Here is a 12592-nt window from a genome sequence, read left to right on the forward strand (position 1 = left end):
GGCAACCGTGGGCGCGGCGGGCTGGGAGTGGGCGGGCTTCGCGGGCGGCGTGGGGTCGGCCTCCCGCGGCGCGGCGACCGCCCTGCTCGCGGCCGTCTTACTCGTGCTCTGGGTTACGGCCGCCGCCATCACACTGTTGCTGCCTGCCGTGCTCTGGTGGCTTGGGCTCGCCCTGGCGCTGTCGCGGCTGCAGCCGCAGCTGGCTTCGGCCGGCGTCGACAGGGTCCTGCTGCCGCTGGGACTATTGGTGCTCGCCGCACCCTGGCTCGCTCTGGTACGCCTGCATGGCGATTTCGCAGGTGGTCCCTACCTGGTACTAGGGCTCATGCTGATGATTGCGGTTGCGGACTCCGCGGCCTTTTTCGTCGGTCGTCGCTTCGGGCGGCGCAAGCTCGCGCCGCGGCTCAGCCCGGGCAAGACCTGGGCAGGGTTCTTCGGCGCCCTGGCGGCGGCCGGGCTTGGCCTGCTCCTCACCGGTCTGGTGCTCGGCCTCGGCGCGGCCGCCACAGCAGAGCTGACGCTGCTCGGCGTCGTCACCGTGGCTGTGTCGGTGGTGGGCGACCTGTTCGAGAGCTGGCTCAAGCGCCGGCAGGGCGTCAAAGATTCGGGTGCGCTGCTGCCGGGCCATGGCGGTGTGTTGGATCGCATAGACAGCATGACTGCCGCCGCGCCCGTGTTCGCTTTGGGTTTGGTTTGGTTGGGGTTGGTGCAATGAAGGGCATCGCAATCCTAGGGTCTACGGGCTCCATCGGCGTCAGCACACTCGACGTGATCGCCCGGCACCCGCAGCGGTTCCGTGTCGTCGCCCTCACCGCGCATCGCAACGCCGAGCGATTGGCGGAGCAGTGCCGGCGCTTCCGGCCGGCCTACGCAGTGATGGTCGACGGCAGCGCGGCGGCTCGGCTTGAGGTCCTGCTCGCGGACATGCCGGAGCCGCCGCAGGTTTTGGCAGGTGCCGACGCGCTGATCGACGTGGCGGCCCTGGCTGACGTCGACTACGTCATGGCCGCCATCGTGGGCGCAGCCGGTCTGATGTCGAGTCTCGCGGCGGCTCGGGCGGGGAAACGGCTGATGCTCGCCAACAAAGAGGCGCTGGTCGTGGCAGGCGCCCTGCTCATGGATGCGGCGCGGGACAATCACGCGACGCTGCTACCCATCGACAGCGAGCACAACGCCATCTTCCAGTGCCTGCCGCCTGCGCATGACCGCGGTCTGCCGGAGGCTGGTGTCGAGCGCATCCTGCTCACGGCCTCGGGCGGCCCCTTCCGCGATGCCGACCCCGAGACCCTCGGGGCGGTGACCCCAGAGCAGGCCGTCGCGCATCCGAACTGGAACATGGGGCGTAAGATTTCGGTTGACTCCGCCACGATGATGAACAAGGGCCTGGAAATCATCGAGGCCTGCTGGCTGTTCGGCACCAGTCCGGAGCGGATTCAGGTGGTGGTACACAGCCAGAGCGTCATCCATTCAATGGTGCAGTACACCGACGGCTCGGTGCTCGCGCAGCTCGGCAACCCCGATATGCGCACCCCCATCGCCCATGCCCTGGGTTGGCCGGAGCGCATCGACGCGGGCGTCGAGCCGCTCGACTTGTTCGAGATTGCCCGGCTCGACTTCGAGCCACCGGCACCGGAGCGCTTCCCCTGTCTGCGCCTTGCCTACCGCGCCGCCGGCGAGGGCGGTACGGCGCCTGTCGTGCTGAATGCCGCCAATGAGGTGGCCGTCGCTGCCTTTCTCGACCGCCGAATCGGCTTTGTCGACATTGCCCGGGTGGTGGAGCACACCATGGATCGGCTGCCGACGGAGCCCGTCGACTTGAGCGGACTGGATCACGTGCTCGATGTGGACGCCGCCGCGCGGCGCGAGGCGGAACAACGCGTCGCGGCACTGGTCGCATAGCACATGCTCGCCATGCTGATCAACGTGGCCGCCTTCTTGGTGGCGATCCTCGTCCTCGTGACCATTCACGAGTTCGGCCACTTTTGGGTCGCACGGAGGCTCGGCATCAAGGTGCTGCGCTTCTCCATCGGCTTCGGTCGTGCCATTTTCACTTGGCGGCGAGCTGGTGACGACACGGAGTACGTTATCGCTGCGCTGCCGCTGGGCGGTTACGTGAAAATGGTGGACGAGCGCGAGGACGAAGTCGCCCCCGAGGACCTCCCCTACGCCTTCAACAAGCAGCCGTTGTGGAAGCGCACCCTCGTGGTGGCGGCCGGGCCGGCGGCGAACCTGGTGCTCGCAGTGCTGCTCTACTGGGGCTTGCTCATGGCGGGCGAGAACGGCGTGCGCCCGGAGGTCGGTGCCGTCGAGCCCGACTCCATTGCCGCCGAGGCAGCCTTTGCACCCGGCGACGTCATTCGCGATGTCGACGGGCGCCCGGTGTCCACCTGGGCGAACTTCTGGTTCGCGCTGCTTTCGGCGTCCATGGGTGGGGACGATGTCGATGTGACTGTGACCACGGCCGACGGTGACCGCGCCGTGCGTTCCCTGCCATCAGCAGAGCTCGCGCCGCTGGATCCGGGGCAGGGCTTCCTCTCCCAGGTGGGCCTGCAGAGCCGCACGCCCCCCATCCCGCCGGTGATCTCTGAAGTCGTGCCCGACGAGCCGGCAGCGGTCGCCGGGCTCGAGCCAGGCGATCGCATCCTCGCTGTAGATGGCGTTGCCATCGAACGCTGGACGGAATTCTTCGAGACGGTGCGCGCCCATCCCGATCAAGCCCTGTCCGTGCTTGTGGCACGAGATGGCGCGGAGCGATTGCTCACCCTGACTCCACGGGCCATGATCCTCGACGACGGCAGTGAAGTTGGCCGCATCGGCGCCGGCACCGAAGTGCCCGAGGACCTGCTCGCCGATGTCGAAGTGCTGGTGCGCCACGGCCCCGTGGATGCTTTCGGGGAAGCGCTGCGGCGGGTCGAAGACCTATCGGTGATGATGCTCCGGCTGGTCAGTCGTATGTTGGTGGGTACCGCTTCCGTCGAAAACCTGAGCGGCCCCATCGGCATCGCCGACGCGGCCGGCACGACCGCGCGCTTCGGTATCGAGCCTTACCTGGAGTTCCTGGCGCTGCTCAGCATTAGCCTCGGCCTGCTGAATCTACTGCCGATTCCGGTGCTCGACGGCGGCCATCTGCTCTATTTCGCCGTGGAGGCGGTGCTCGGGCGGCCGCTGCCCGAGTGGGTTCAGGCGCAGGGGCAGCGCCTTGGGCTGTTGTTGATACTTTGCTTGATGACTCTGGCGTTTTACGTGGATATCGCTCGAATCTTTGGCTAGACGATCCGCTTGCCCTATACTGCCGCTATCGGGGGACCGGTCGACCATTCGTGATCCCTGGCGAGACCTGGCAGGACAGCGAGCACACGGTTTCCATCGTCTATCGCAGTCGAGCATCGCAGCAGCCGAGCAACGCGTGTTCTGACACGACGCCGCGCGCCGTGAAAATCGCGTCACCGCCTGCTCTCGCCCTGGGCATACATGCGATGGCCGCGGGTCGTATGTATCCGGTCAACGTGTCCGGGGGAAGTGTGATTCATCCGAGAGCCAACATCGCCGGCGCCCGCCGGCGCGTGCTGTCGCTGTTATTCGTCCTGCTACTGGCGGCAGGGCCTGTTCTAGCCGAAGTCTTCCAGATTGCCGACATCCGCGTCGAAGGCCTACAGCGTATCGCCGCCGGCACGATCTTCAACTACCTACCCGTGCAGGTGGGTGAAACGGTCAGCGACGACGTCACGGCCCAGATCATCCGCACCCTCTACGGAACGGGATTCTTCGAGGACGTGTCCGTGGAGCGCGACGGCGACGTGTTGGTCATCGCCGTGCGCGAGCGGCCCGCCGTCGCGGAGATCGAAATCACGGGCAACAAGTCGCTCAACACGGAGGTGCTGAAAGAAGGGTTGGTGGAAGTCGGCCTCGCCGAGGGGCGGGTGTTTGACCCCTCCGTGCTGGATCGCATCGAGCAGGAGCTGGAGCGCCAGTACTTCGCCTCCGGCAAGTACGGTGTCGGCATCGAATCCACGGTGTCGCCGTTGGAGCGCAACCGAGTGGCCGTTCGCATCGAGATCGATGAAGGGCTGACGGCCCGCCTCAAGCAGATCAACATCGTCGGCAACGAAGCCTTCAGCGACAAGGAACTGCTGCGGGAGTTCAGGCTCGGCACCACCAACTGGCTGTCCTTCTACTCCAAGAACGACCGCTACTCGAAACAGCAGCTTGCGGGCGACCTGGAGTCGTTGCGCTCCTTCTACCTGGACCGCGGATATATCGAGTTCGAGATCAAGTCCACTCAGGTCTCCATCAGCCCGGACAAAAAAGACATTTATCTCACCATCGCCGTGGACGAGGGCGATGTCTACCGTGTGAGCGACATCCAGCTCGCCGGCGAGCCCTCGGTGCCCGCGGCCCAGCTGTTTCCCCTGATCCACATGCGCCGCGGTGAGGTGTACTCGCGCAAGGCAGCCACCGAGAGTGCGGATCGCGTCTCCAAGCTGCTCGGCGACGAGGGCTACGCCTTCGCCAACGTTAACGCGGTACCAGAAGTGGACGAAGACGCCAAGACCGTTGCCGTGACCTTCTTCGTGGATCCGGGCAAGCGTGTGTATGTGCGCCGCATCAACATGCAGGGCAATACCCGAACCCGCGATGAGGTGCTGCGGCGGGAAATGCGCCAGCTTGAGACCGCCTGGTTCTCGACGGAGCTCGTCAAGCGCTCCCGCGAGCGCCTGCAGCGGCTTGGTTACTTTGAGGATGTCACGATCGAAACACCGGCGGTGCCCGGCACTGCCGATCAGGTGGACGTCAACGTCACCGTCAAGGAGCGGCCGTCCGGTAACCTCATGGCGGGCATCGGCTTCTCCCAGTCCGAGGGCCTGATCTTCAACACCAGTGTGTCGCAGTCGAACTTCCTCGGAACCGGTAAGCGCGTCGCCTTCGCGTTCAACACAAGCCGAACCAATCAGCTCTATCGGTTGGCTTATACCAACCCTTACTACACCATCGATGGTATCAGCCGCGGCTTCGATATCAGCTATCGCTCGACGGATTTCGACCAGCTCATCGGCGCGGACTACTCAACGGACGTCGGGCGTGCCGCCATCAACTTCGGCCTGCCGATTTCTGACACGGCCCGGGCCGGCATCGGCGCCTACTACCAGTACACCAAGTTCTATGCCGGGCGCTCCCTGCTGGCGCAGGATTTCGTCGCGGACAATGGCGATGTCTTCAACGACTTTTTCCTGACCGCCAGCTATGTCAACGATACGCGGGACTCAGCCGTCTTCCCCAACGAAGGCACGTTGCAGAGCCTGTTCGGCGAGATCGCCATCCCCGGCAGCGACCTGCAGTACTACCGGCTCACCTACCGGGGACGCCACTACGTTCCACTAGGGCGGCGGGTGACGCTCGCACTCAAAGGCGATCTGGGCTATGGCGACGGTTACGGCAGTACCGACTCGCTGCCCTTCTTCGAGAACTTCTATGCCGGCGGCCCGCGCAGCGTCCGCGGCTTCAAGGCCAACACGCTCGGCCCAAGGGAGACCTCCATCGACGATGATCCGGTGGGCGGTAACCTGGAGCTCACCGGCGGCATCGAGGTCTACGCACCGCCGCCGCTTGGAGAGAACCTCAAGAACACGGTTCGCGTGGGCGCGTTCCTGGACTTCGGCAACGTCTGGTGGACGGAGGATACCGATCTTGTCGCGCCCACCGGCTTTGAGCTCGGCGACCTGCGCTACTCCACTGGTCTCTCTTTCGCCTGGCTCTCACCCGTTGGGGCGCTCTCCGTGAGCCTTGCCTACCCTCTCAATAAAGAGGAACAGGACGAGGAGCAGGTCTTCCAGTTCACCTTCGGCCAGACGTTCTGATGTCGCTCCGGTGCCCCGCCGCTTTGATGCTCGCTTTGTTGTGGGTGGGCCTGTTTTCCGCCCCCAGCGCCATTGCGCAGGACCTCAAGATCGCCGTCATCGACCCCAACCGCATTGTTGAGGAATCGCCTCAGTACGAGGAGGCCCGCCAGACCCTGAGTACTGAGGTCGCCGAGCGAGAGGCGGATCTGCTGGATCAACAGGAGAGCCTGGATCGGCTCAACGAGAAGCTGGATCGCGATGGCGCCCTCATGAGCGAGGAGGAGCTCAAGCGCCTTCAGAACGACATCCGTGCCCGCAAGCGTCGCCTGCGCTATGCAAAGGCCGAGCTGCAAGAGGACTTCGCGCTGCGCCAGAGCGAGCTGCGCACCAAGCTCGTCAAGCAGGTGGAAGAAGTGGTCCGACGGATTGCCAAGGAGCAGGACATCGATCTGATTGTGAGCGAAGGCGTCGTCTATTTCAGCGAGCGCATCGACATCTCGGCAGATGTCGTCGAGCGCCTCAAGGAAGAGTTTCGGAGCCGTTGATGCCACGCGACGGCGCAGCGCAGGCGGACTGACAGGTGGTGATTGCAGCGAGCCAGCTCGCGGCCGAGCTGGGCATGACACTGATCGGTGACGATGTGTCGCTGTCGCGGGTCGCACCGCTGCATGCGGCGGACGGTGACAGTCTGAGCTTTCTTGCGGACCGGCGCTATCGGGAGCGGCTGGCGGGAACTCGCGCCGGCGCCGTTATCCTGCGCGCCGGTGACGCCGAACAGGCCCCCTGTGCGGCGTTGGTGACGGACAATCCCGAGCTTGCCTTCGCCCGAGCGGCCGCACTGCTGCATCCGCGCACTCGGCCGGCCGCGGGTGTGCACCCGAGTGCCGTGGTGGATGCGAGCGCAGTGATCCACCCGTCTGCGTCGGTCGGGCCCCTCTGCGTCATCGACGCGGATGCCCACATCGCCGCAGATGTCGAGATCGGACCCCATTGCAGTATCGGCGCCGGAGCCCAGGTCGACGAGCAGACACGCATGGTGGCGCACGTGGTGGTCTGCCCTGGCGCGCGTATCGGCGCTCGCGTGCTGTTGCACCCGGGTGCCATCATCGGTCGCGAAGGCTTCGGCTTTGCGAAGGACGGCGAGCGCTGGGTACGCATCCCCCAATTGGGCGGCGTTCGCCTCGGAGATGACGTGGAGATCGGTGCCAATAGCACGGTTGATCGGGGCGCCCTCGAGGATACGGTGATAGGCGACGGCGTCAAGATCGACAACCTGGTGCAGATCGGCCACAACGTCATCATCGGCGAAAACACCGCCATGGCGGCCTGTTCCGGAATCTCGGGCTCGACGCAGATCGGCGCACGCTGCACCGTGGCCGGCGCGGTGGGCATGGCGGGCCATTTGAGCATCGGAGACGACGTTCATTTCACCGGCATGGCGATGGTGACCCGCTCGCAGCCCAATGCCGGCGTCTACAGCAGCGGTATCCCGGCCATGCCGAACGCGGATTGGCGGCGGAGCATTGCACGCCTGCGCCGGCTGGAGGCGCTGCAGCAGCGTGTGCAGCGCCTGGAGCAACTCGTCATACCCGCGAGGCACGAGGACGACCCGGCGCAGCCACCGACGCAGTAACAATCCCGTAACCTATGCGAGGCGCTGGCAGCCCCGACTGCGGGCCGTTATCTGGGGCGCTAGTCTCGACCCTGTGCCAACGGTTGTGACGCTGGCGCGGCTGGAGCAATAACAACGTCAACCGAGGGGCCATGCTGCAATCCAGCCAATGCACCGCGATTGCGGCCGGGCTTGCAGCATTGTCTCGTCAGGGGTCCTGGAGGCAGCATTGATCACGATGGATATTCACAAGGTGTTGCGTCTCCTGCCGCACCGCTATCCCTTTCTACTCATCGACAAAGTGCTAGAGTTCGAGCCCAACGAGCGCTTGCTGGGACTCAAGAACGTCAGCTTCAACGAGCCCTATTTTACGGGCCACTTCCCCGTGCGCCCCGTGATGCCAGGGGTGCTGATCATCGAGGCGATGGCCCAGGCGACAGGCCTGCTGGCTATGGAGTCAAGGCCGGATGAAGTGGGCGAGAAGGCCCTCTACTATTTCGTCGGTATCGACAGAGCGCGTTTCAAACAGCCGGTGGAGCCAGGCGATCAGCTGCTGCTCGATGTGCGCGTGCTGCATGTCAAACGCGGCATCTGGAAATTTGCCGGTGAGGCACGGGTGAACGACAAAGCCGTCGCCACCGCCGAGATCATGTGCACCGCCCGGGACTTCTGAGTCTTGATCCACGCCACTGCCATCGTCGATCCGGCGGCCGAGCTCGCCCCGGACGTCGAAGTGGGCCCCTACGCCATCATCGGTGCCGGGGTTCGGCTCGGTGCGGGCTGCGTCATCGGCCCACACGCGGTGCTACGCGGGCCGACCCGCATCGGGCCAGGCACACGTGTGTTCCAGTTCGCCTCCGTCGGTGAGGACCCGCAGGACAAGAAGTACGCCGGCGAGGCAACGGCGCTCGTCATCGGCGCGCGCAACGTCATTCGCGAGTGCGCGACCATTCACCGCGGGACTGCGCAGGACAAGGGTGAGACGCGCATCGGTGACGACAACCTGTTCATGGCCTACACCCACGTGGCCCACGACTGCATCATCGGCAACAACGTCATCATGGCCAATGCAGCCTCCCTCGGCGGCCATGTGGCGGTCCAGGACTGGGCCATCCTCGGCGGATTCAGCATCGTGCACCAATTCTGCCGTATTGGTGCTCACAGTTTCAGCGCCATGGGCACCGTCATCGGCAAGGACGTGCCGCCGTATCTCACCATTGGCGGCCACCCGGCCCAACCGCGGGGCATCAATACGGAAGGGCTGCGGCGTCGGCAGTTTGCGCCGGATACCATCGCCGCCCTGCGCCGCGCTTATCGGCTGCTGTATCTGGCGAACCTCAAGCTCACGGAAGCCGTGGCGCAGATCCGCGAGCTTGCGGTGTCCCATCCTGAGTTGATGCCGTTGGCGGACTTCGTCGCCGACAGCAGCCGCAGCATCGTGCGGTGACCACCCGTCTCGGCATCGTCGCCAATGAAGCCTCCGGGGACCTGCTCGGCGCCGCGCTGGCGGCCGCTTTGCGCGAGGCGCTGCCGGATGCCGAGCTCGTGGGCGTCGCCGGGCCGCGGATGCAGGCCCAAGGCTGCGTGACCCTGATGCCCCAAGAGCGTTTGTCCGTCATGGGGCTCGTGGAGGTGCTGTCCGTGCTGCCGGATCTGCTGCGCGCCCGCGCAGAGCTCATTGCGCATTTCACCGCGACACCGCCGGCGGCGTTCATCGGTATCGATGCACCTGACTTCAATCTCGGCCTGGAGCGGCGGCTGCGCGGCCGCGGCATTCCCACGGTCCACCTTGTGAGCCCAACCGTTTGGGCCTGGCGGCGCGGGCGTGTGCGCGCCATCCGTCGTGCCGTGGACCTGATGCTCTGCATCTTTCCATTCGAAGAGGCGTTTTTGCGCGCCCATGGCGTCGATGCCCACTACATCGGACACCCGTTGGCGGACGAGATCCCGCAGCAGGATCAGGGCGCGCGCGCGCGGGCAGAGCTCGGGATCGGGGCGGCAGACAACGTGGTGGCACTGTTGCCGGGCAGCCGCCGCAGCGAGGTGTCACGCTTGGCCGCGCCCATGCTGGAAACGGCCCTGTGGTGCCGGGCACGCAAGGCTGGGCTGCGCTTCGTCGTTCCCATGGTTTCCGCCGGCCTGCGCGATCTGCTCGAGACTGAACGGGCGCGTCTCGCACCGGATTTGGACATGCAGGTTCTCGCGGGCGGCAGCCGCACTGCCATCGCCGCTGCGGATGTGGTGCTCACCGCCTCCGGCACCGCAACCCTGGAGACACTTCTGCTGCGGCGCCCGATGCTGGTGGCCTATCGGCTGCATGCATTCACCTACGCGCTGGTTAAGGCGCTCAGGCTCATCAAGGTACCTTACGCCGCCATGGCGAATCTCTTGGCCGGTGAAGCACTCGCCCCGGAGTTCCTGCAAGGGCGCTGTCGCGCCGAGCTCATGGGTCCGGCGCTGCTGGCGATGCTGGAAGATGCGCCGCGCCGGGAGCTGATTCGGCGACGGTATGCGCAGATTCACGCCGATCTTCGGCGGGATGCGGCGCGTACGGGCGCCGCCCGCATCGCCGAGCTGCTGACGGCCAGGGAGGCCATATGAGCGCGCCGCTGACGGCAGCGACTCCGGCGCTGGTCGCGGGGGTGGATGAGGCGGGCCGCGGGCCGCTTGCAGGTCCGGTGTATGCCGCGGCCGTAATACTCCACCCTACCCGGATGCCGGAAGGGCTCGACGATTGCAAGCGGCTGACCGAGGCGGCCCGCGAGGCCCTGGTCCCGGTCATCGAGCAGAGCGCCGAGGCCTGGGCGGTCGCCTGGGCCAGCCATGTCGAGATCGACCGGCTCAACGTCCTGCGCGCCTCCTTGTTGGCCATGCGTCGGGCCGTGCTTGCCCTGCGCGTCATCCCGACGTTGGCGCTGGTGGACGGCAACCGCTGCCCGGACGATCTGCCCTGCTTCGCGCGCGCCGTGGTGGGTGGTGACGGGCTGGAGCCCGCCATCAGCGCCGCGTCCATCCTTGCCAAGGTTGCGCGCGACCGGGAGATGCAGCGCCTGGATCGGCACCACCCGGAGTACGGCTTCGCGCAGCACAAAGGTTATGGCACGCCCCAGCACCTTGCCGCGCTGCAGCGGTACGGACCCTGCCCTATCCACCGACGCTCCTTCGCCCCAGTACGGGCATTGCTTGGCGATCCGGCAGCGCCCGAAGGCGCGAAGCTTCCCTTTGCCTGACCCTGGCCTGGATGTCATCCCAGCACGCCAGTCACACCGCGCCAGCCCCAGCGACAACCTAGGCGCCTCGGGCGACTGTATGGGATGCTATGTTGGTGGCGGGCGCCGCTTCCGCGGCCAGGTCCTTGAGGCTCATCTCCCCGAGCGCGTCGTCCATGGCCTGCTGGAGGCATGTTTCCAGCTGGGCGACGGGCGCCCCAGTCGGGAGGCTCGGCGTCGCCGACTGATCTTCGCCAAACCGGCGCACATGTCGCAGCAGCGCCCGCACCTTGACGCGCTCTGGTGCCTGCGCCGGTACGTAGCGCGGCGGGTCGCTTGCCGTCGCCACCAGATAACCGGCATCGGTCAGCAGCTCGACTTGATTGCGCACATTCGTGAGCGGCATGCCCAGGTCATGGGCCAGCGTCTCGTCATCGACGGCATCGGCGCCGCTGTAATGCCTGCGCACCACCGCCTGCATCAGCAGCAGCGCAAGGCGCTCGCGCAGTCTGTTGCTGAGCCGGAAGTCGCGGTCGCGGCTCATCAGGTACTCGGGGTACTGGGCATAGAAGGCGATGTTTGCCCCCACGAGGACGATAATCCAGGCGATGTAGAGCCAGATCATAAATAGGATCAGGATCGCCAGGCCTGAATAAATGGCCGCATAGCGGGTGGAGCCCGCCATGAATTGGCCGAAGAGGTCTCCCGCCATGAGCCACAGGACGCCTGCTACTGCGGCCCCCACGAGAGAGGGCGCGAAGCGCACCCGGGTATTCGGCACAAAGTTGTAGGCGAAGGCGAAGGCCAGCGTGATCAGCACCAAGGGGACGAGACGCTCGGCGCCTTGGAGCAGCCAGCCGAGCGGCGCGATGTCCGCGAGCCGCTGCACGACCGAATAATTGCGCAGCGATGCCGAGGCTGCCACCGCCGAGAAGAGCAGCACGGGCCCCACCAACAGCACGCTCAGATAGCGGCTGAAGCGCTCCGCCAGCGGCCGTTGCCGTGCGACACGCCACGTCATATTGAACACCTGCTCGATCTTCGAGATCAGCGACAAGACCGACCACAACAGCACCGCGAGCCCAACGGCGCCGAGGACCCGCACATTGGTGTTGTCCACATAGTTGATGAGCCGCTCGGCAATCTCCTGCGCGTCGGCACCGAGGGGGTGGAGCGCCTGCAACAGCATGGGCTCCAGCTGGTTGTGCACGCCGAAGCCCTTGAGGACGGAAAAGCTCACCGCGAGCAGCGGCACCAGGCTCAGCAGTGTGGTGTAGACCAGACTCATCGCCTGCAGCGTCAGTCGGCCCGCCAGCAGATCCCGGACGATGGCATGGAGCATGCGCGCCGGCAGCCGCAGGCGCTTCTGCCACCCTGGCAGCGCGGCCGCGTCGCCCCAGAGGAGCTGTGTCCAGGTCCTGGTAACGCCGTTGCCGACCGGGTGTCGAACGGGGCTCATGGTAACCTCGCATGCGCGTGCAACCGTGCGCGCGGCATCAGCCTCGGGAGGAAGTACACTCGTGAACCACTGTATCACCGCCGGCCTGCTGGCCGCGGCCGTCATGACAATGCCCTTTCACACGCAGGCCGCTGACGCAGGCGATCCGCAAGCAACACCCGCAGCGGCCGCCGACGGTCTGCTCGACCCGATGCCCGAGACGCCGGCCGCGCCCGATTTCGAGCTGCAAGGTCCTGACGGCGAAACCTACAGCCTTGCAGCCATGCAGGGCCAGCCCGTCATCATCAACTTCTGGGCCACCTGGTGTCCGCCGTGCCGGGCTGAGATGCCGGCGATGCAGCGTGCTTGGGAGCAGCTCGAGGGCGACGGTGTCATGCTCGTGGCCGTGAACGTCGGCGAGAGCAAAGCTGAGGTCGCCGCCTTTGCCGAGCAGTTGCAGGTGGAGTTTCCGCTGCCGATGGATACGGATATGAGC

The 12592-nt window shown here is 65.9% G+C and carries 12 protein-coding genes; 11 read left to right on the plus strand and 1 reads right to left on the minus strand.

Annotation, left to right across the window (positions count from 1 at the left end):
- The 10 genes from I6U14_RS01960 to rnhB form a co-directional block, all read left to right on the plus strand.
- Nucleotides 1–715, plus strand: a 715-nt coding sequence (locus tag I6U14_RS01960) for a phosphatidate cytidylyltransferase (RefSeq protein WP_296896445.1), incomplete at its 5' end; no start/stop codon positions are given.
- Nucleotides 712–1899: a 1-deoxy-D-xylulose-5-phosphate reductoisomerase gene (gene ispC / locus I6U14_RS01965; protein ID WP_296896447.1), complete on the plus strand. Its 1188-nt coding sequence runs from the start codon at nucleotides 712–714 to the stop codon at nucleotides 1897–1899. The genes I6U14_RS01960 and ispC, both read left to right, overlap by 4 nt.
- A gap of 12 nt (nucleotides 1900–1911) precedes the next feature.
- Complete coding sequence (gene rseP, locus I6U14_RS01970; RefSeq protein WP_296896449.1) at nucleotides 1912–3270, plus strand: RIP metalloprotease RseP; 1359 nt, start codon at nucleotides 1912–1914, stop codon at nucleotides 3268–3270.
- Nucleotides 3271–3521: 251 nt separating this feature from the next.
- Nucleotides 3522–5855, plus strand: a complete 2334-nt coding sequence (gene bamA / locus I6U14_RS01975) for an outer membrane protein assembly factor BamA (RefSeq protein WP_296896451.1) — start codon at nucleotides 3522–3524, stop codon at nucleotides 5853–5855.
- A 26-nt stretch (nucleotides 5856–5881) separates the two neighbouring features.
- A complete protein-coding gene (locus I6U14_RS01980) occupies nucleotides 5882–6382 on the plus strand; it encodes an OmpH family outer membrane protein (RefSeq protein ID WP_296896453.1) in 501 nt (166 codons plus the stop codon).
- A 35-nt stretch (nucleotides 6383–6417) separates the two neighbouring features.
- Nucleotides 6418–7470 (plus strand): UDP-3-O-(3-hydroxymyristoyl)glucosamine N-acyltransferase, encoded by a 1053-nt coding sequence (lpxD, locus tag I6U14_RS01985; RefSeq protein WP_296896455.1) that lies wholly within the window; start codon nucleotides 6418–6420, stop codon nucleotides 7468–7470.
- Between the two features lie 217 nt (nucleotides 7471–7687).
- Nucleotides 7688–8122 (plus strand): 3-hydroxyacyl-ACP dehydratase FabZ, encoded by a 435-nt coding sequence (gene fabZ / locus I6U14_RS01990; RefSeq protein ID WP_296896457.1) that lies wholly within the window; start codon nucleotides 7688–7690, stop codon nucleotides 8120–8122.
- A 3-nt stretch (nucleotides 8123–8125) separates the two neighbouring features.
- The gene (lpxA, locus tag I6U14_RS01995; RefSeq protein ID WP_296896459.1) at nucleotides 8126–8896 is read left to right on the plus strand and encodes an acyl-ACP--UDP-N-acetylglucosamine O-acyltransferase; all 771 of its coding nucleotides are present in this window, start codon (nucleotides 8126–8128) and stop codon (nucleotides 8894–8896) included.
- Nucleotides 8893–10050: a lipid-A-disaccharide synthase gene (gene lpxB, locus I6U14_RS02000; protein WP_296896460.1), complete on the plus strand. Its 1158-nt coding sequence runs from the start codon at nucleotides 8893–8895 to the stop codon at nucleotides 10048–10050. The genes lpxA and lpxB overlap by 4 nt, the downstream gene beginning before the upstream one ends.
- Nucleotides 10047–10679 (plus strand): ribonuclease HII, encoded by a 633-nt coding sequence (gene rnhB, locus I6U14_RS02005; RefSeq protein ID WP_296896462.1) that lies wholly within the window; start codon nucleotides 10047–10049, stop codon nucleotides 10677–10679. Before lpxB ends, rnhB begins: the two co-directional genes overlap by 4 nt.
- Before the next feature lie 58 nt (nucleotides 10680–10737).
- On the opposite strand, the gene I6U14_RS02010 is transcribed toward rnhB, so the two are convergent.
- On the minus strand, nucleotides 10738–12117 hold the full coding sequence (locus tag I6U14_RS02010; protein ID WP_296896464.1) for a YihY/virulence factor BrkB family protein: 1380 nt from the start codon (nucleotides 12115–12117) through the stop codon (nucleotides 10738–10740).
- 61 nt (nucleotides 12118–12178) lie between these two features.
- Between I6U14_RS02010 and I6U14_RS02015 the strand changes: the two genes are divergently transcribed.
- A partial coding sequence (locus I6U14_RS02015) for a peroxiredoxin (RefSeq protein ID WP_296896466.1) occupies nucleotides 12179–12592 on the plus strand: 414 nt, incomplete at its 3' end.

Origin of the sequence: Thiohalocapsa sp. (assembly GCF_019695415.1) — a bacterium.
Lineage (GTDB): Bacteria > Pseudomonadota > Gammaproteobacteria > Chromatiales > Chromatiaceae > Thiohalocapsa.